At 52.9% G+C, this 18,977-nt stretch carries 14 protein-coding genes; 4 read left to right on the top strand and 10 right to left on the bottom strand.

What is annotated here, in order from left to right; genetic code table 11:
- From B3F49_RS10015 to larA, 3 genes are read left to right on the top strand one after another with little or no spacing between them, the layout of a single operon-like run.
- Positions 1-1,032 carry a type II glyceraldehyde-3-phosphate dehydrogenase gene (locus tag B3F49_RS10015; protein ID WP_293910778.1) on the top strand — a complete coding sequence of 344 codons (1,032 nt, stop codon included), beginning with the start codon at positions 1-3 and terminating at the stop codon, positions 1,030-1,032.
- Complete coding sequence (locus B3F49_RS10020) at positions 1,020-2,300, top strand: phosphoglycerate kinase (protein WP_293910780.1); 1,281 nt, start codon at positions 1,020-1,022, stop codon at positions 2,298-2,300. Before B3F49_RS10015 ends, B3F49_RS10020 begins: the two co-directional genes overlap by 13 nt.
- Before the next feature lie 3 nt (positions 2,301-2,303).
- On the top strand, positions 2,304-3,557 hold the full coding sequence (gene larA / locus B3F49_RS10025; RefSeq protein ID WP_293910782.1) for a nickel-dependent lactate racemase: 1,254 nt from the start codon (positions 2,304-2,306) through the stop codon (positions 3,555-3,557).
- Here the strand turns inward: larA and B3F49_RS10030 are convergent.
- The 7 genes from B3F49_RS10030 to B3F49_RS10060 all read right to left on the bottom strand — a co-directional run bounded on the left by B3F49_RS10030 (position 3,538) and on the right by B3F49_RS10060 (position 14,521).
- Positions 3,538-4,560 (bottom strand): helix-turn-helix domain-containing protein, encoded by a 1,023-nt coding sequence (locus tag B3F49_RS10030; RefSeq protein ID WP_293910784.1) that lies wholly within the window; start codon positions 4,558-4,560, stop codon positions 3,538-3,540. The genes larA and B3F49_RS10030 overlap by 20 nt on opposite strands.
- A gap of 42 nt (positions 4,561-4,602) precedes the next feature.
- Entirely contained in the window at positions 4,603-5,685 is a 1,083-nt protein-coding gene (locus B3F49_RS10035) for a glycoside hydrolase family 88/105 protein (RefSeq protein ID WP_293910786.1), read from the bottom strand.
- Between the two features lie 9 nt (positions 5,686-5,694).
- Positions 5,695-8,817, bottom strand: coding sequence for an alpha-mannosidase (locus tag B3F49_RS10040; protein ID WP_293910788.1), 3,123 nt, complete (start codon positions 8,815-8,817; stop codon positions 5,695-5,697).
- A 9-nt stretch (positions 8,818-8,826) separates the two neighbouring features.
- Positions 8,827-9,663 carry a carbohydrate ABC transporter permease gene (locus B3F49_RS10045; protein WP_293910790.1) on the bottom strand — a complete coding sequence of 279 codons (837 nt, stop codon included), beginning with the start codon at positions 9,661-9,663 and terminating at the stop codon, positions 8,827-8,829.
- Positions 9,660-10,538 (bottom strand): carbohydrate ABC transporter permease, encoded by an 879-nt coding sequence (locus tag B3F49_RS10050; protein ID WP_293910792.1) that lies wholly within the window; start codon positions 10,536-10,538, stop codon positions 9,660-9,662. The genes B3F49_RS10045 and B3F49_RS10050 overlap by 4 nt, the downstream gene beginning before the upstream one ends.
- A 61-nt stretch (positions 10,539-10,599) precedes the next feature.
- The gene (locus B3F49_RS10055; protein WP_293893095.1) at positions 10,600-11,868 is read right to left on the bottom strand and encodes an extracellular solute-binding protein; all 1,269 of its coding nucleotides are present in this window, start codon (positions 11,866-11,868) and stop codon (positions 10,600-10,602) included.
- Positions 11,869-12,001: 133 nt separating this feature from the next.
- Positions 12,002-14,521 (bottom strand): hypothetical protein, encoded by a 2,520-nt coding sequence (locus tag B3F49_RS10060; protein ID WP_293910794.1) that lies wholly within the window; start codon positions 14,519-14,521, stop codon positions 12,002-12,004.
- Positions 14,522-14,637: 116 nt separating this feature from the next.
- Between B3F49_RS10060 and B3F49_RS10065 the strand changes: the two genes are divergently transcribed.
- Positions 14,638-15,660: a helix-turn-helix domain-containing protein gene (locus B3F49_RS10065; RefSeq protein WP_293893101.1), complete on the top strand. Its 1,023-nt coding sequence runs from the start codon at positions 14,638-14,640 to the stop codon at positions 15,658-15,660.
- On the opposite strand, the gene B3F49_RS10070 is transcribed toward B3F49_RS10065, so the two are convergent.
- The 3 genes from B3F49_RS10070 to B3F49_RS10080 are packed head-to-tail and all read right to left on the bottom strand — an operon-like array spanning position 15,616 to position 18,928.
- Positions 15,616-16,686 (bottom strand): Gfo/Idh/MocA family protein, encoded by a 1,071-nt coding sequence (locus tag B3F49_RS10070; RefSeq protein WP_293910796.1) that lies wholly within the window; start codon positions 16,684-16,686, stop codon positions 15,616-15,618. The two genes, B3F49_RS10065 and B3F49_RS10070, sit on opposite strands and share 45 nt — an antisense overlap.
- The gene (locus B3F49_RS10075; protein ID WP_293893107.1) at positions 16,683-17,756 is read right to left on the bottom strand and encodes a Gfo/Idh/MocA family protein; all 1,074 of its coding nucleotides are present in this window, start codon (positions 17,754-17,756) and stop codon (positions 16,683-16,685) included. The genes B3F49_RS10070 and B3F49_RS10075 overlap by 4 nt, the downstream gene beginning before the upstream one ends.
- Positions 17,757-17,767: 11 nt before the next feature.
- The gene (locus B3F49_RS10080) at positions 17,768-18,928 is read right to left on the bottom strand and encodes a Gfo/Idh/MocA family protein (RefSeq protein ID WP_293910798.1); all 1,161 of its coding nucleotides are present in this window, start codon (positions 18,926-18,928) and stop codon (positions 17,768-17,770) included.
- Positions 18,929-18,977 lie beyond the last annotated feature (49 nt).

Genomic DNA, 18,977 nt, shown 5'->3' on the forward strand with positions numbered 1-18,977 from the left:
ATGAACAAAATCAAGGTCGGCGTAGCCGGATACGGAGTAATTGGACAGCGTCTTGCTGATGGAGTCGCCCTGCAGGGTGATATGGAACTGGTCGGGGTTGCCGATGTGGCGCCAACGCTCAGCGTACGGGCCCTCAAGGAAAAAGGCATGCCCTACAAGTTCTACACAGCCGCACCGGACAACACTGCAGCCCTTGAGGCGGTCGGGATTCCCATCAGCGGTACGCTTGAGGACCTGGTGAAGCAGGTTGACATCATGCTCGACGCCACCAGTGCCGGCGTTGGCCTGAAGAACAAGGAAATCTACAAGAAGTACGGCAAGAAGGCCATTTTCCAAGGCGGGGAGAAGAACGCAATCGCCGATGTCTTCTTCCACGGCTATGCCAACTACGAACAGGGCTTGGGTGTCGACTACTTGAAGCTCACCAGCTGCAATACCACCGGTCTCATTCGTGCAGTAGACTGCATCGACCGTGAAGTCGGGGTGGAGAAAGTAGCCATCACGATCATCCGCCGTGTAGCCGACCCCGGTGATTACCACCGCGGCCTGACCAACGCCCTGCAAATCGACAAGGCTCCCAGCCATCAGGCCGTCGACTTGATGACCATCATGCCCCATGTCCAGGCTACCGGCATCCTCGTGCACACCCCGGTGACCCATGGGCATATCATCACCGTGGTCATGACTCCCAAAAAGGACATCTCGGTTGACCAAGCCATCGCCATATTCGAGAAGCACCCAAGAATTCGGGTGGTCTCCATCGACGAAGGCTTCTTGGGCAATGCAAGCCTCTTTCGGTATGCCCGCGACCTCGGCAATCCCCGCGGGGACATGTATGAGATCGCCCTGTGGAGGGACTCGGTGGTAAAGAGCGGCAGGGACTTGATGTTCGCCATCAACATCCCCCAGGAGTCGGTGGTGATCCCTGAGAACATCGATGCCATACGCGCTGCCATGCAAATGCAAAAGGACCGCAAAAGCGGGACCGAGGCAACCAACACCTATTTGGGGATTGGAACATGGAAGAAGTAACAACGGTTCGCATGAGAAGCCTCGATGATCTTGATCTCAAGGGAAAATTCGTACTGTTCCGCCCTGACATCAACAGCCCCATCGATCAGGCAACCAAGAAAATTGTCAACACCAACCGCCTTGAGAAGGCAGAGCCCACCCTCACGCATTTGCTTGAGGGAGGGGCCAAGGTGGCCATCATCGCCCACCAAGGTGATAGCTTGGACTACCAGAACCTGATCAGCCTGAGCGAACATGCATCCATCCTCACCCGTTTGACCGGCAAAACGGTCTCATACCTTGATGATGTCTGCGGTCCGGCGGCAATCGCGGCGGTAAAGGCGTTGAAGGAAGGAGAGGCTGTGCTTTTGGGAAACCTTCGGTATCTGAGTGAAGAGATCACAGCCTTCGAGAAGGAAGTGAAGCTGACACCCCAAGAGATGCAGCACACCTGGCTGGTGCGTTCCCTCGCCCCCCTCTTCGACCTCTATGTCAACGACGCCTTTGCCGCCGCCCATCGAAGCAGCCCTTCCATGGTTGCATTCCAGGAAGTGCTGCCTACCGCAGGCGGCAGGCAGCTGGTGGCCGAATACACCGCCCTCTCCAATGTGGCATCTCATCCCATCCACCCCTGCGTCTTTGTATTGGGTGGCGGGAAGATCAGCGATGCCTTTGGCATGATGAAGCATGTGCTGGCAAACAACACCGCAGACAAAATCCTTTGCGGCGGCATCACGGCCTTGGTCATGCTGCTTGCACAGGACAAGGAACTTGGGCAGAAAACCAGGGCCTTTCTGCAAGACCGCGATCTGACACACTTCATCGACGAAGCACGGGAACTAGTCACCATGTGGCCCGACCGTTTCGTCACCCCCATCGACCTTGCATACGAAGTGGACGGCAAACGCACTGAGGCTGATGTATCGAGCATTGCGGTCAGTGCGGATTTGCAGACAAACCTGTTCCCCGATCTTGGCGAGAAGACCATCGAGCTGTACAAGGCTGAAATCGCCAAGGCGGGTTCGGTCTTTGTAAACGGACCGGCCGGCGTCTACGAGGACAGCAGGTGGGAGAAAGCAACCAAAGAGATTTGGAGAGCAATCGCATCATGCAAAGGCTACACCGTCATCGGCGGCGGCGACACCATCACAGCAGCCACCAAGTTCACCAATCTTGAGGATTACTCCTATGTCTGCACTGCAGGAGGTGCAATGGTGCGGTTCCTCTCAGGCAAGAAGCTTCCCCTCATCCAAGCAATGGAGAAGGCTTGGGAGCGGGACAAGGAGTGAACCATGCAGGTGAGCATCCCGTACAACAAGAACGAGCAGGTACTGCTGAGCATCGACGATGAACTCTTGCTCGGCATCTACGAGCCCAATGCAATTCCCTCCCTTGGCGCCCAAGAGGCATTGCTCCAAGAGCTGGGGGACACGATGGATACCTTCCTGGAAGGTGCATCAAGCGTTCTTGTAATCATCAACGATGCCACCCGCCCCACACCCACCCGTTCCATGCTCAGTGCTTTGCTGCCCTGTTTCGAGAAGGCAGGCATCAGTGATGCCAATCTGATGCTTCTGGTTGCAACCGGAGCCCACCGTCCAGTGAAGGAGGATGAGCTTGATCAACTGCTCGGCCCTTACAAAGAGCGGCTTTCACCCAGATTGGTCAGCCACGAAGCAAAGGATGAGAAGAGCCTGGCAAGAATCGGGGTGACACGCAATGGAACCCCGATCCTGCTGAACAAGCTGCTCTTTGCCTATGACCGCATCGTAGTGACCGGAAGTGTCGAACCCCACTACTTTGCAGGGTTCACCGGGGGACGGAAAGCCTTCCTCCCAGGCATAGCCGGCTACGAGACCATCGTGGCGAACCACAAACTCGCAGTCAATGATGCCGCCCGCTCCTTGGCGCTCGAAGGCAATCCGGTCCACGAGGATATGATGGATGCACTCAGTCACATCAAGGCTCCCGTTTTCTCGCTGATGACCGTCTTGGACAAGGAGCAGAACGTCGTTGCTGCAACCGGGGGAGACATCGTCGAAAGCTTTATGAAAGCGGTGGCCATCGCAAGGCGGGTATTCTGCGTACCGATTTCCCGAAAGGCCGACATCGTGGTCTCAATCGCCAAGTTCCCGATGGATATCAATCTCTATCAGTCTCAGAAGGCCATTGACAACGGCGCTCTTGCCGTCAAGGACGGAGGCACGCTGATTCTGGTCTCTGCGTGCAGGGAAGGAATAGGAGACCAAGAGTTCGCCGACCTGCTGGGCTCCTGCAGCTCTCCTGACCAGGCCTTGCAAGTAATCGAAAAGACTTACAAGCTTGGTTATCACAAGGCAGCAAAAATGGCATCGGTCTGCAAACGCATGAAGGTCTTGGCATATACCAAATTGACCGACTGTCAGGTTGCCTCGCTTTTTCTTGAGCCGGTGTCAGACCTGCAGGCAGCCTTGGATGGTGCGATTGCAGAAGCAAAAGCAAAAGGGATCGAGAAGCCTTCGATCATCCTGCTTCCCGACGGCTGCGTCACCGTACCGTCTCTGTAGTGAGCAGCTCCTTCTTCTTTACCGCCCGATACTCGTCCTCGCTCTGCAACGCCTTCGAAGGCGTTGCATCGGTATTGCGTTCGGGGTCCAGGGAACGAAGCAACTTTTCGGAACGGTGATCGCTGTTCCTGCGGAATTCAGATGGCGTCACGCTGCAGAACTTGGAAAACACCCGGTTGAATTGACTGAACGAGGAGAATCCACACTGCTCGCAGATGTCCTTTATTTTCAAAGAAGTGTAAAGAAGCAGCTGCTGTGCATTCTTCACCCTGATCTGCTGCAGATAGCTTACAAAATTCAGTCCTGTAACCCGCTTGAACTGGTGGGACAGATAAAACGAACTGACTGTGAAATAGTCAGCAACATGCTGTAATCGCAGCTCCTCGGAGAAATGGGTGTGCAGATAGCTGGTCACCTCGTAGATTTTCTGCGTGATTGAATCGGTAATCTCTTGCTTGGTATAGGTATTTGCCTTTCGATTGACGCAAAGCAACCACAACAATTCAAGAAACTTGTTGTGAATCATCAACTCATACCCGACCCTCAGCTCATTACCCAGAATGTATATGGCATTGAACAAGTCCACAATCTTCATCTGGATCTCCAAGGGGAACCGAAAGATCGGGGGTTGCTGTTCAAAGATGGTGAACAACCGCTTGAGCTGACGCTCCAAACCCGGCATCTCAAAAGGAATGCGAAAGGCCACGATGAGCCGTGCCTTAGGATTCTCACCTTTCGGATACATGGTCATATGCAGGCATGAAGGCTTGAGCAGGACCAGGTCATACCGCTGCAGGCTGAAGTACTCCCCTTCTATGATATGGCTGGCATGGTCGTCGACCAAGAAAAAGAGCTCATAGAAGTCATGGAAGTGCTGGAACTCCATATTCATGGAATCGGAACGCACCCCATAGTCAAACACATAGAACAGCGGGCTTCTGTCATTGTTGACGGTGATCGAGAAATCCTGCCTGAACAACAATCGTTTATCCCATTGTTCCATAGAATGACGATACAGGGCATTCACCCGGTTTGCAAGGGTAAATCACCCTTGCATTTCCATCAGGAACAACATTGCAAGTGCTTGTCCGTAGGGCATCGGCCTGAGCGGTATTTCCTTGTAGAAATCCTTGCTCGCCCGTCCCATCGGGGTCCCGTATGAGACCTGCTGAACCACTCCGTTCTCGTCCACAACAGCAAGCAGTGCTTGCAAAGCCTTGTCCGAGATTGCACAGTATGATCGGTCCAGCAACCCCATGTTCATCGCCTTGAGGATTCCGTATCCGAAACCGCAGGTTGCGCTGCTCTCCAAGTAGCTGGTCGGGTCGTCCAACACGGTATGCCACATCCCGCTCTCATCCTGCAATGCAGAGAGGGCTTTGATCTGGCGCACCAAGACAGTCTTCAGGTAACGACTGACTGAGGCAGGGACATCCACCATCTCCAGCAACACTGGAATTGCAATAGTCACCCAGCAGTTGCCCCTACCCCAGAAAGCCTCGCTGAAGTGATGTTTTCCTTCAAACGTCCACCCGTGGTACCAAAGCCCGCTCTTCACATCACATAAATACTCGATATGCAGCAAAAATTGGTAGACGGCCTCATCGATGTACTCTTGTCTTCCAAGGATCCGACCCACATTTGCAACTGCGAGGACGGTCATCATCAAGGTATCGTCCCACAACTCACCGGGATTCTCATCATCGGTGGTGCGGTGCTGGAATCCACCTTCCTCCGTCCGGTCCAGACCGCCTTCCATCACCCATTCGACCCATTCGACGGCGATATCCCTATACACTTGCTTGTTCGTGTATTCGGCAAGAAAGGAGAGAGCGAGGATGGGAGCCATTGTATTGACGTTCTTGCCCGGCAGGCCCTGCTCGATGCGCTGGTCGTAGTACTGCGTCAGGATATCCAGATAACGCTTCTCCTTGGTCTTCTCGAACAACTTCCATAGTCCGAAAAGCCCGACCCCATGCGGCCACTCCCAAAATTGGTAGAGCTTGCGATGTGCATCATCAATTGCACCCGCCAATGTATGGGAGGCATAGTCAGGATCATCAGGTGCATAGAGCACCGGCAAAAACCCGGCAACCAACTTATTCAACGTCTCATCCACTTCTCGCATGACATCTCCTCATTCATCATTCAAGACAAGTTCCACACTCACAATCTCATGTCCCTTCATTGCTATCTTTACAGCCTGAGCCGTGACGGGCAGTTGTTCCAATCGCTGTTCGATCAGATTGCAAACCCATGCCTGTTTGACGGCAAGCGGGAAATGAAGCGTGAATCTCCCATCCCTGCCTGCCATGCTGATCAAACGCAGGATGAGCGACGGCCGCTCTTCACACTTCTTTATGGTCTCGATCACCACCCCCGCTGGATCCACCTTGGCCAAGGAGAATTGACCGGCAACCAAGCCGGTTGACTGTTCTGAACGCTCGGCGACCAGGCTTTGGTGAAGGGCATACCCTTCCTCGATCACCTTGCCTTGTTCATAGCCGCCCTCATGGGGCAAAAGAGCGTAGCAGAAGTCATGAGTGCCCCTATCGGCTGTTGGGTTGGGATAGGCAGGGGCGCGCAGCAATGAAAGCGTCAGCATATTGCCCTTGGCCGAGTACCCATACGACTGGCGGCTGAGCAGGGCCACCCCATGGGTTTTCTCACTGAGGTCCACCCACTTGTGCGCCGGCACCTCGAACTGCACCTCGTCCCAACTGGTGTTGGCATGAGTGGTCCGTTCACACACCCCGTAGGCAATGTCATAGGAGGCCCTGGGTGATCGGACATCGACAGCAAAAGAGGTGCGTAGCATCAGGTGGTCCTCATGCCAATCTACATGGAGATTGAAATCAATACGCTTGCTGTGGGCATGGAAGGTAATCTGCTGGCAATACGTCGACTTGAGCCATTTCCATGTTGCTTCAAGGGTTATACCGAGCTCCGAACAGGAAAGCACGCGGTAGTGTACCTCACTGTCCAAGGCATACTGCATTACAGCACCCTGCTTGCCGATGTTCCACGCATCGTACTCCTTGGGTAAATCGACGGCAAGGCTGAATACATTGCCCCGCTCTCCCTCGGAAAGCACTTCGCGCTGCTGCATCTTGTCATACAGCCTTGCAAGCGAACCATCGGCGGCAAAAACCACCTCATAGCAAGGTGTTTCAAGCTTTGGCTCATCCCACGAAAACAGCAAAGCGGATTGGCTTTGCTGATTTCCCAATCGATACCGCTTCCACCCCTTGGACGGCACGTTGCAGGCAATGAAATGAAGCTTCGAACCTTGCTTATAGGAAGGAAGCCGTCTGCCTGTCTCGTCATGGATGCTGCACAAGGCAGCTGCTTCAACACAGCATACATCACTGCGCTCGAAATCCAACGTATTGAAAACAACTACATCCTCGGCTGTCTTGGCTATGTTGGAAGCCAGGAATGAGCGGGCCCGGTCAGCTGCTTCATCGAAGGTGTCTGCGACCTGCTGGAGCTGGGGTATGGCTGTCTCATAGACTTCCTTGATGGAGGAACCGGGAAGGATGTCGTGGAATTGGTTGAGGGCGAGCATCTTCCAAGCCTGTTCGAAACTCTGGTGAGGATACAGCTGTTTCGCATCCAAAGCCCAAGCGAGAGAGCAGAAAAACTCCGAGGCAAAGGCCTTTTGTTCGCACAGGCGGTTGAGCCGCTTGACTTCAGCCATGGTTGTATAGGTGCCCCGGTGGTACTCGAGGTACAGCTCTCCTTCCCAGACGGGAGGTGATTGCACATCATCCTTGGCCTTGTCCAAGAAATCCCGGACTGTACTGCTGTACGTCTTGGGAAGGCCGGGGATGCCCGCCTTCATTCTGTGGTGGTTCTCAAGCATCTGCTTGGTCGGGCCGCCTCCACCATCACCGTAGCCGTAGAGATGGAGGTTGGAGAAACAAAGGTTCTTGTCCTGGAACCGCTGACGGGTGCCGAGAATCTGACTAGGCGTGAGCACCCCGTTGTAGGTTGTCTCGTGGCTGGTCTTCTTCGGATAGGAGGCAAGGCTTTCATAGTCGGTTGTGCTGACCAAATAACTGAATATCCGGCTGCCGTCCAAGCCTTGCCAGGCAAAGACGTCGTGGGGGAATCGGTTGGTCTCATTCCAACCGAGCTTGGTGGTGACAAAGTAGGAGATGCCCGCACCTTTCATGATTTGAGGCAGGGTCGCAGGAAAGCCGAAACAGTCGGGAAGCCAGAGCACGACACTGTCCTTGCCGTACTCATCCTTCATCCATCGCTTGCCCCAGTAGAACTGACGGGCAAGCGACTCCCCGCTGGTGAGTATGGTATCACTTTCGACCCACATCCCCCCTTCCACTTCCCATCTGCCCTCAGCAATCCTGGCCTTGATACGTTCATACAGCGAGGGCATGTCAGCCTTGATGAAGGCAAGCAACTGCATCTGGCTGGAGCTGAATATATAGTCGGGATACTGCTCCATCAGCGAGAGGACGGTGGCATAACTGCGTATCCCCTTCTCCCGGGTTTGGTCGACTGTCCACAGCCATGCCATGTCGATATGGCTGTGTCCTACAACAGCCACCTTGGACACGGAAGGTGATGGGAGAGAAGCAAGAACTTCAGAAAGGACAGCCCTCGCCCGTTTGAGCATCGGAACATTCTGCAACGCTTCGGGACTGGAAAAGTCCACTGCTTTGATAGCCTCGATACAAGCTTTGCAGAGAACAAGATATGCTTCACTCCCCGTTTCAACCGTCATTGCTGTTTCATAGGCTAGATCCAGATCGTAGACGAAGGCCTCAAGCTCCTCGTTTGCCAGGTACATGCTGATGTCCAAGAACACATCCTGTTTCTCGCTGGAAACATAGGAGTAGAGAACCAGTTCCACCTCCTCGGTGGGGGGAAGGTCGACTTCGGTATGGCGGACATCCAAGCCACAGGCAAGCTTGTCGTTCAGATAGACCAGAAACTGGGGGTTGTTGAAGTTCCAGATGTCCTTTGCCCCGGTTTCCACCTTCAGCCGAACATGCCTTCCAACCCAGGAGGAGGGAATCTTCAGCAGGGTCCTGAATAGGGCATGGTACTCATGTCCACCATATCCGCGGCTCTGGTCGAAAGGCAGCCAAGACTCACTTTCGTGGCGCTTGTCCCAATCATGATAGGCACATGTTTTATACTGCAGATCATGCACATTCATACGCTGTGCATACCGGCTTTGTTTGAGTGCCTGAAGCGGCCCCTGAACAAATAATTGGAGTTGTTGTTTTGTCATACCAGCAGTTTACCCTTTCACCCCTGAAGCCGAAAGTCCACCAACGATATATCGCTGCAGAATGATGAACAAGATGATGATCGGGATGATGGACATAACCGAGGCTGCAAGGATGCTGCTCCAGTCGACACCGTTGAATCCAATGTAGTTCTTGATGGCGATCTGGATGGTGTACTTCTTCTGGTCGCTGAGAACAAGCAGCGGCAGGATATAATCATTCCAACGCCACATGAAACTGAAGATGGCAAGGGTGACCGTACTGGAAGTACCCAAGGGCAGCATGACGTAGAGGAAGGTCTGAGCCTCATTGCTTCCATCGATGCGGGCCGCTTCTACAAACGAGAGAGGAATCGACAGGTAGTGCTGACGGAACATGAATATTCCGGTTGTCGTGGTCACAACGGGGAGAATCACGCCCCAGATATTGTTGTACAGGCCAAGCTCGCTGATGACTGTCACTTGCGGTACAGTCAACGTCTCGCCGGGGATCAGGGTGCCCAGCAGGAAGATGCCGAACACAAGGTTGGTGTATGAAACTTCATGTCGATAGATGGCAAGTGCGTAGCCGCACATCGCACTGATGACCAAGGTGATGGCAGTTCCCACTACTGCGAGGAAGAGACTGTTGAAGACGTACCCGAAGAATCCTTCTCCGATGACCTTCCGGTAGTGCACGAAGGTGAAGCGTGAAGGCAGCATCGCCAAGGGATAGCTGAAAAGCTCCCCGGTTTCCTTGAATGAGCTGAGGACCAGCCAGACAATGGGGAACAGAATCACCAGGGAAACCAGCAGGGTCACTGTCGAGGGGCCCAGGTTTCTGGAAACACGTAGCAATGGCTTGCTCATCGGTCACCTCCATTGCTGAATTTGAACTGCACATAGGCGATGAATGCAAAAACAACCATGACAACCAAGGAGATGGCGGAAGCATAGCCATACTGCATCTGGTTGAACCCTTTGTCGAAAATGAACTGGATGATGAAGGTTGTATTCAACCCCGGCCCGCCCTGGGTGATACCTTGCACCAAGGCGTACTCTTTGAGGAGGTTCACCGTTGAGAGCAGGGTTGCCAGGAAGGTGGTGGGAGCGAGCATGGGGACTGTGATGCGCAGGAATGTCTGCCTCGTGGTACTTCCATCGATGGATGCCGCCTCGTAGATCTCCTGAGGAATGTTGTTGAGTCCTCCAATGAAGATGACCATATAAAAACCGGTGGAGGCCCAGTTGGAAGCGAAACTGATCACAAACGTTGCAAGCTTGGGATTGAGCGCCCACTGAAGCGGGGTTCCACCTAGTGATTGGATGACGAAATTCACCAAACCATACTCTGCACTGAACATCCAGTTTATGGTAATACCGACCACCAATGCGCTGAGCAAGGAAGGGATATAGGTCAATGTCCTTGCCAAGCCCTTGATCGCAACACGCTTTGAAGTAACCAGGCTGGCGATGAGCAACGGTATGATAACCTTGAAAGGAAGACTGAACAGGGTATAGGTAAACGTTCTGCCAAGCGATTGATAAAATTTAGTGTCGGCAAACAACTCCTTGTAATTCGCCAATCCGATGAAGTTCATCACTTTCCAGCCATCATAGTTGGTGAACGAAAAACCAACACTCAACCCCAGCGGGATGAGGAAAAAGGTGGAAAAGAGCAGCAGACAGGGGGCAACGAACAACCAGAAGGCTCGTACGTGCCGTTTTACATATCGTGTCTTCATACCATACCTTGTTTCTTGCAACCATGTCCGGGCTGCCAGGCAGGCAACCCGGACAGAGATGTCAATACTTGAGATCCCAGCCTGACTTCTTGGAAAGCAGGGCTGCAAAATCATTGAGAGCCTTCGCGGCGGTGAGATCGCCGTTTACCGCCTGTTTCAGGGCATCACGGTACTCATTGTCGTAGAAGTTTCTCCACATGGAACTCTCATCGACGCTGAATGCGTAGGTGACCTTGCCGACTTCACTCTGCAATACTTTGTAGTCCTCGGCAACCTGTGCATCCGAAGGAGAATACGTCACACCGACCAAGGATGAGAGACCCTTGTCACGATTGAGGTACTGCTGAAAATTCTCCTTGGTGTAGAACCACTTGAGGAAGGAAATCGCCAAATCCTTGTTCTTTGCTTTCGCCGGTACGCCAAGACCGCTGCCACCGAGAATGGCACTTGCACTCTTTCCCACCGGAGAGGGCATGACACCCCATTTGAAGTTCTTGATCTGGTTGTAGAAGGAGTTGTAGTTCCAGCTTCCGCTGAAGTAGATGCCTACGTCGCCGTTCTTGAAGTAGTCGGCCGGGTTGTCTGTCGTACCGCCGGCCCAGATGGCCTTGGGCATGAACTTGTTGTTCCAGTCGATGAACTTTTGCAAGGTGGCGATATTCTGGGGACTGTTGATGGCGACATCGAAGCCGGCCCCGTCTTTTTCAACCATCGATCCGCCGTTGGCATACATCAGGTTGTCATAGCGTGCACGGGAGGCATCCATTGCCATTCCGTATTTGACACCACCCTTCTCCTTGAGCAGGATTGCATTCTTCTCCAGCTCATCAAGGGTCCAAGGCTTCTCAATCGTAGGGGCGGTAATACCTGCACGAGCGAAAGCATCCTTGTTGTAGTACACATTGGTAATCGTGAACTGCTGCGGCAGAATGGACTTCTTGGATGACTTATAGTCCTGAACGATGATCTCAACGGCCATAGGCTCAAAGATGGACATATCGAAATACTCTGCCATATCAAGGAACTCATCCGGATAGAGACGTGAGAGCCGGGTAGTGGTGAGCAGGTCGGGCAGGTCGTTGTTGCGTGCCATCAAGGGGAACTTGGTCAATTGGTCTTCATAGGGAATAACCATGACATCCAAGGTGTTCCCTGTCTCAGCGGCCCACTGCTTCATGGTATTGAGCAGGGCATCCTCACTTGAAGGTTCTTCGCTGAGCATCACCTTCAACACCTGTGGACCGGTACTCGCAGCCTCTTTTGTTCCAGCAGCAAAAACCATGCTGGAAAGCAGAAGAGCCATCAAGAGAATCGTCGATACTTTCTTCATATCATACCTCCTACGTATGAGAAAATAAGCCGGATCGGAGAGCTATGCTCTCATATTCAGTATAAAGAGCATCAGATGATAAACTACAACTTTATTGCCCAATAAATCGTTTTTAGTGTGCATATCTTGCGTTTTATCGCTCACTTTGCCACAGATTCGTTCCAACCGGGTCAAAACCATTGTACTTGACCGGCTGTCCTTGAACCTGCAGGGAAACACCCCATCCTCCCTCCAAGCGTCCCAAGGCCGCATCCTCGAAAACATACGTTTCTGCTGTTGCATTCATGGGGGTGTTTTGCATCGCCTGCATGAAGGATTCAAGGCTGCCATAGCCATGTTTTGAGCCCACCCTGAGCAGATAGACAGCCTTCCTGCCCTGTGCAATGAACTCCCGGTCCTTGTTCGGCCCGTAGAGTACCCGCTCAAGCTTCTCACTGCAGTACAAAGCAACATACCCGCCATTGTGTGCTTCGGCAAAGAGCCAATTGCCTCTCTGCTCAAAGGCTGCGAACTCCATGGTCGGCAGGTATACATGGGTGAAATCAACCGGATGGTCAGCCTTGGTGTTGAAGACGATAGAGGCGAAGTTCTCATACTGGTTCACCCGAGGCAACGTCCCGTTTCCAGCCCAGTAGGAGGGCCTGGCATGGCCGAAGAGGTTGTGCTCGCCCGGATGGTTGACCCACACCTGCTCGGTGGCGGAGAAAATCAAGTGGATGGGGTTTTCCTGGAAACCCCGTTCTCCAACCCGAAAATTATTGGCACTGCTGAGCAGTGAGCAGGAAGTCTTGCAGGCATAGACATCGGCGTGCCCGTTGTAGCCGTGCGTCGATTGGCTGACCAATGCCTTGCCTTGGGGAACCTGGCAGAACTGCCGGTACTTCAGTGGTGCCTGGTAGTCGGAGAAGCAGAGAGCGGTTACGCCCTTGCCTGCGTGGCTGGTATTGCCGATGCCGTAGCCGATCCAATTGATGAAGGACGGGCAGTTGGAGTTGTTGCCGAACAGCTCCTTGGGGTAGGTGCGGCCTGCGGTGGTACTGAAGATTCCATCGAGAGAGTAGACGGCAAGAATGTAATAGATGCTGTCCATCGCCTTCTTGGCAAGGGCCTTCATCTCTTGGTTGCTTGTCTGTGCATACAGGCTTGCAAAACCCAGTGCATCGATGGGCAGGTAGGGAGGACTGTTCCATTCAGTAAAGCCGATGGCAAAAAAGGTCTCAAACCAAGGACGCAGCAGGCCGATGGCCTTTTGCTGCATCTGGACTCCTGTCATGCCGCTGTTGGTGAAGATCTCGTCCGGGTAGAGCTCGCCTGCAAGCAACTGGCAGACATGAAACATGAGGGCATGGTTCTCACTGTAGAACCACATGGCATCGTCCCCTCTCTCGTCATGCCAGTACCGGAAATTGAGCAAACATTGCTTCATCTCACTCTTCAGATCCACGGTAACATAGGGATGGTCGGCAAAGGTTCTCAGGATATGAGGGAAATACGAGAGATAGAAGTCGCTGCAGTCGCTTCGCTTGTTGATGAAGGTGATCTGGCGTCGCAGGATATGTTCAAACTCATCCTGAGGTCCACCTGCATGCAGGATTGCCACCGCCCGGTTTGCATTACGCTCGCCGTATCGTGCGAGCACTTCGAAGGCCTGCTGCTTGCGTTCATCCATGGTTGGTTTGGCTTGGGGAACCAGGGAGAGGGGAAAATTCTCAAAAGCCAGGTGATAAGCCATGCTCATCCCCTGCACCCGGACAGTGGCCTTGAACTGCAGGTATCCGATGGGAAGCTGCTCGCACGGACCGAGTGAGCAGGTGCTCTTTGAGGGAAGAAAGACAGCCGTAGTCTCGTAGAGATCGCCAACCATGAAGTTTTCCTCGGTGGCCCCTGCAAGGTGGATCTCAAGATTCTGGTTTTCATAGGGATTTGGACAGAACAACTCAACTTCACCTGTGCGCACATGGTTGCTCTTGCAACTAAGGTTTCCCAAAGCTTCCTCGACCGCCAGCACCAGGGCGGCATCGCGCTCACCGATGGGAAGCTTCTGTACAAGGCCTTCTCCCTTCGAATCGAGGGTGAGAGAGAAGTTGCAGTCGCTGTCACGCTCAGCAAACTCATCCCAAAACACCACCACCTCGTTTTCTCCCTGGCGCAGCGGGAGGGTGATATGCTTTTGCTGCATCTGATTCCTGACATGCGGGGTAAACGTGGCTATCAGCTGTTGATTCACCCATATCCTCGCCCCTCCACACACGGAGAGTTCACACCCAAGATCCATAGGCTTCATTGCATCGAGAAAAGTAATTGCTGTTGCACTGATCCAAGTGGGATTTGGATAGAAGCCGGAGAGTGAGAGTACCGGGTCATTGAAGGGGAAGCGTGCAGAAAGCTCCAGCTCTTTGCCTCCATAGAGAACCGAGCCTCCAACCACCTTCTCGGTGAACGTTGGATAGGGCTCAATTGCCTCCCTGCGCTGCTTTACGAAGGTCTCCCGAACGGGATTGACATGGGATGCCGCTCCCACCGATCCCTCCCAGACATTGGCCTCCTTCTGAATGATTACAGCTTCACCTTTCACAGGTTGTACATGAGTTTCACTGACGAGAAACCGGTTGATGATGTGCTCTTGTTGTAATGCATAGCTAAGGTATTGCATGGATGACTCCTCCCACATACGCAAGTATATGCTTGGATTATTGCAAGAACCACGTATTTTTTGCTGTAATACATATTCAAGCTTGCATTTCATGCGTTCTGAGCTAGGATGGGAGTATGAAGTACGAAAAACTGGACCTGCTTTTCAATGAGACCTTGGTAATTAAGGTCAACCATGCTGACGATCCTGTCTTCTATGTCTTCGATTACCAGAAGCGCCATTTGAATATGGAATTCCAACACTTTCACACCTACTATGAGGTGTATGTCCTGATCGACGATGCGGCGACACACATCATTGAAGGCGAATATTTTTCGTTGCAGCGTGGCGACATTGTCCTGCTCAAGCCGATGTGCCTGCATAAAAGCCTCTATCCTGAGCATGAGAATCCTAAATCCCGATTGATCATCGCTTTTCAGTTTCCCCTGCCTTCAGGCTTTGAACGGCAGACAGAGCGCCTCCTTTCCCTCTTCGACGAGAAGGTCCCCATTTATCGTTTCGAGCCTGCGATACTGCAAAGCATCATCAAGCTGTTCAATGAGATTTACCTGATGGGAACCAGCAGTATTCCAGGGTCGGATTTGATGATCCACCATACATTCCAGAAAATACTCTGGATCATTGCCACCAACCGGAAGGCCAATCGCTATGCAAAGCAGGAGATTGTCGATTCGATCACCCAGAAAATCTACGAGATCACCAGCTACATGCACTCCCATTTCGAGGAGGACCTTCCGCTTGCTGAGATCGCCCTCAAGTTCTCCATCAGCCCCTTCTACCTCTCCCGGCAATTCAAGGAAGTGACGGGAACCACCTACATCACCTACCTGCAACTGGTACGGGTGCGCAATGCACAGAACCTGCTGCTGTACAGCAATACCTCGATCAGGGATATCTGCTCGCGATGCGGGTTCTCCTCATTCAGTCAGTTCAACCGTGTCTTCCACAAGTACTGCAATATGAATCCAACCGAATTCAGAAAGGATGTGAATCATCAATCACAGCTGCTGTTACGGCAATCAGATCCCGAACGCAATGCCCATGCCTCGCTGCCCAGGATATTGCAGTCTCCCGAGGAACAGGAAGGCAAGCGGTCAGAGATGCATCGACAGGGTGCCAAAGTCATAGAGAGGCAGTGAAACCGAAGCTTTGTCCACATGGCTCTTGTAGGCTGCCAGCACCAATTCCAAGGCATCACGTCCGCATCGACCATCCACCGTCGGTTGGACGCTCGTCAGCAAAGCACGTTTGAAATCGGCATACACCCTGCTGTGGCTCGAGCCATACACCGAACTCTGGACTGAATGATCGATCTCATTACGAAGAGCTTGGATTGCCGGATCGCTGAACTCCCACACTTCGATTTCCTGAGCGCATTCACCGCCTAGTACGACGGTGCCCTTCTCCCCAATGAGGGTGATCCGCTCTTCCAGATTCTTCTTATAGAGGTTCGTAGTACCTTCAAAGCTCCCGATTGCCCCATTGGTGAACTGAACAAACCCAATGCCGACGTCCTCCACCTCGAGATACGGGTGACAACGATTGGCAAGCGTTGCACTGACGGTGGAGATTTCCGATCCTCCAAACCAACGCATCAAGTCAAGGCCGTGGATGCACTGATTCATCAATGCACCGCCATCCTTCTCCCAGGTGCCCCTCCAGCTGTCCTGTGCGTAATAGGCTGCATCACGCCACCATCGCACCTGCACGGAAACATGGCTGAGCTTGCCGAATCCCCCGCTGTCCAAGGCCTTTTTGACCAACAAGCTTGCATCATTGAACCTATTCTGCTGGCAAACGCCGAGCGGCACGCCATGTTCTTGGGAGAGTGCAAGCATCTCATCGGCATCCGAAAGGCTGAGCGCCATGGGTTTTTCAACCAGCACCGCCACTCCTTGAGCGAGGCAGTATTTGGCTATTTCTGCATGACTGGCACTGTCGGTGGCAATGGCAACCATGTCCAACGATTCACTATCGAGCATCGTTCGATAGTCTGAATACCTGTTCACATGCAAACAAGGAAGGTTCAAGCCTTCCAAGAGAACATCAATCGCTGCAGGATTGGTATCACACAATGCTACAACATCCATACCACAAGCCAGGGCTGAAGGAAGGTGGTTGGGCGCAATACGCCCACAGCCTATCAATGCATAGCGTATACTCATCTGATGCGTACTGCCTTTGTCTGTGCTTCAATGGCAAGCTCGATGGCCCGGAACGTATGCTCTTGCTTCATCGCCGTCTCGGTACGATCGAGCACATCCCGGATCAAGCGGCCGAAATATGGAAATCCCACCTTACCCCCGACACGGAAATGCTGCTCCCCCTTCTCATTGACGAGAATCACATGATCACCCTCTTTGGAGGCTGCAACATCGATATATTTGCGCAGTTCAATATACCCTTTCGTCCCGACGATGAAGATGCGTCCATCACCCCAGGTACCCAGACCATCGGGGGTAAACCAGTCAAGACAGAAGTAGCAGGGGATTCCGTTGCTTGCGGTAAAGCAGGCATCCCCGAAATCCTCAAGACCGGGATACTCTGGATGGTAGAGATTCCCCACCCTGCTTGAAACCAGTTCCGCATCCTCAGAGCCGCTGAACTGCAGGATTTGCTCCAGCTGATGACTCCCTATATCCACGAGGATGCCACCGTATTTCTCTTTCTCAAAAAACCAAGCCGGTCGAGTGGGGGCGGCAAGCCGGTGAGGGCCCCATCCGCGGATGGAGACGATGTTGCCGATTGCTCCCTCGTTGAGCAACCTTTCGGCGTAGACGGCAGATTCTACATGCAAGCGCTCGCTGTAGTAGACAAACCACTTGCGACCGGTCTGGGCAACTTTCTTCCGGGCCTGATCAACCTGTGCCTGGGTGGTGAACGGCGGCTTGTCGGCAAAGAAATCCTTACCGTGGTCGAGGGCCTCAAGGCCGAGGGGTCCGCGATCGCACGGAATGCCGGCGGTTGCCACCAACTGAATGGAAGGATTCTCCAGCAACTCCTGCTTGCTTAAGCCAACCTTTGCCGTAGGAAACTTTGCTACAAAAGCTTCCATTTTCTTCGGATCGGGATCGTACACATACGCGATATCAGCGCCTGCTTCAGACAGCCCGTTGCACATCCCATAGATATGGCCATGATCGAGGCCGATGACACCGACAATGCACTCACCTTGCTTGCAAACCGGTTGGGGCTTACCCTCGGGTGCGTAATTCTGTCCATCCATTTTTTGCATTTCCAACCTCCTTATTTTCCCATCGTCCCGAGGCTTATCTCGGTGTCTTCCAAATTCTCCACTGATTTTCCTTTCTTGTGGTATCGCACCATCCGCGCCAACATCCCTTCGGTCGTATAGAACGGGTCGTCCTTTGCCAGGGGCAACGCCACCCTCACTCCCTCGGTGGAGGATTTATACATGGCACAAATCAACTCAACGGCCTTTCTTCCTTCAGAGCCGGTAACCAGCGGCTGTGACCCATCGAGAACTGCTTTGAGGACATTCTCCAGCTGGGCTTCATGGCCTTCCACCGGGAGGGAAGGAAGTGACTGATAAAGCTTCTCCAATTCACTCTCCATCGCTGGATTTGGTTCATAGAATCCATTGGGCAGCTGCTTGACCGACTTGCAATACCAAGGGATTCCAATGGAAGCCTTCTCTGCTGCAAAGAAAAATTCCTGCTTCTCATCATGATCGACCAAGCTGGCATTGACCTCAGCAACCGAATCGGAGTAGGAAAGAATCGATAACGATACATCCTCAACCTCACTGTTGGTGTGGTTGACATTGCTCATTACCGATACAACGGAATCGGGCACTCCGATGAGCCATTGAAGGATGTCGATCTGATGCACTGCATGGTTGAGGGTGCAGCCGCCACCCTCTTTCTCATACGTCCCCCGCCACCAGAGATCATAGTAGTTCGACCCTCTCCACCACATCGAGTTCACCCGTGCAAAGAGAACCCGACCCATCACTCCATCTTCCAAGAGCTGTTTGACCCGCATGGGAGCGGTACGGAATCGATTCTGGGATATCACAGAAAGGACCTTGCCGCTTGCTTGTTGGGCTGCAATCATCCGGTCACACTCAGCAAGTGAGGGAGCCATAGGTTTCTCGACAATAACGTGCTTGCCTGCAGAAAGAAAATCAACAGCCGCTTGGCAATGCTGCGACGGCGGCAGGCACAAGGAGACCAGATCAATGTCGTCCCTGCCGAGCAGGTTTTGGTAGTCTTCAACAATCGAAGCTTGTGACAGTTCAAACCGATCGGAGAGCTTTCTCGCTTTCTCAGGGTAGATATCACAAAGCGCCTTGATCTCGCAGAGCTCGTGAGAATATTGATACCCTCTGATATGAGCCGGTGCGATATTGCCCGCTCCAATAATTGCAACGCCAAGTTTTTTCATAGCATTCCCCTTTTCCAGTATTCAGCATACCCGTCTGTACGTATATCAC

The organism is Sphaerochaeta sp. UBA5836 (assembly GCF_002432845.1).
GTDB lineage: Bacteria > Spirochaetota > Spirochaetia > Sphaerochaetales > Sphaerochaetaceae > Sphaerochaeta.

What these genes read in the sequence shown, in the direction of transcription:
- B3F49_RS10015 (WP_293910778.1), top strand. Translation starts at nt 1, where the DNA reads ATGAACAAAATCAAGGTCGGCGTAGCCGGATACGGAGTAATTGGACAG.
- B3F49_RS10020 (WP_293910780.1), top strand. Translation starts at nt 1,020, where the DNA reads ATGGAAGAAGTAACAACGGTTCGCATGAGAAGCCTCGATGATCTTGAT.
- larA (WP_293910782.1), top strand. Translation starts at nt 2,304, where the DNA reads ATGCAGGTGAGCATCCCGTACAACAAGAACGAGCAGGTACTGCTGAGC.
- B3F49_RS10030 (WP_293910784.1), bottom strand. Translation starts at nt 4,560, where the DNA reads ATGGAACAATGGGATAAACGATTGTTGTTCAGGCAGGATTTCTCGATC.
- B3F49_RS10035 (WP_293910786.1), bottom strand. Translation starts at nt 5,685, where the DNA reads ATGCGAGAAGTGGATGAGACGTTGAATAAGTTGGTTGCCGGGTTTTTG.
- B3F49_RS10040 (WP_293910788.1), bottom strand. Translation starts at nt 8,817, where the DNA reads ATGACAAAACAACAACTCCAATTATTTGTTCAGGGGCCGCTTCAGGCA.
- B3F49_RS10045 (WP_293910790.1), bottom strand. Translation starts at nt 9,663, where the DNA reads ATGAGCAAGCCATTGCTACGTGTTTCCAGAAACCTGGGCCCCTCGACA.
- B3F49_RS10050 (WP_293910792.1), bottom strand. Translation starts at nt 10,538, where the DNA reads ATGAAGACACGATATGTAAAACGGCACGTACGAGCCTTCTGGTTGTTC.
- B3F49_RS10055 (WP_293893095.1), bottom strand. Translation starts at nt 11,868, where the DNA reads ATGAAGAAAGTATCGACGATTCTCTTGATGGCTCTTCTGCTTTCCAGC.
- B3F49_RS10060 (WP_293910794.1), bottom strand. Translation starts at nt 14,521, where the DNA reads ATGCAATACCTTAGCTATGCATTACAACAAGAGCACATCATCAACCGG.
- B3F49_RS10065 (WP_293893101.1), top strand. Translation starts at nt 14,638, where the DNA reads ATGAAGTACGAAAAACTGGACCTGCTTTTCAATGAGACCTTGGTAATT.
- B3F49_RS10070 (WP_293910796.1), bottom strand. Translation starts at nt 16,686, where the DNA reads ATGAGTATACGCTATGCATTGATAGGCTGTGGGCGTATTGCGCCCAAC.
- B3F49_RS10075 (WP_293893107.1), bottom strand. Translation starts at nt 17,756, where the DNA reads ATGCAAAAAATGGATGGACAGAATTACGCACCCGAGGGTAAGCCCCAA.
- B3F49_RS10080 (WP_293910798.1), bottom strand. Translation starts at nt 18,928, where the DNA reads ATGAAAAAACTTGGCGTTGCAATTATTGGAGCGGGCAATATCGCACCG.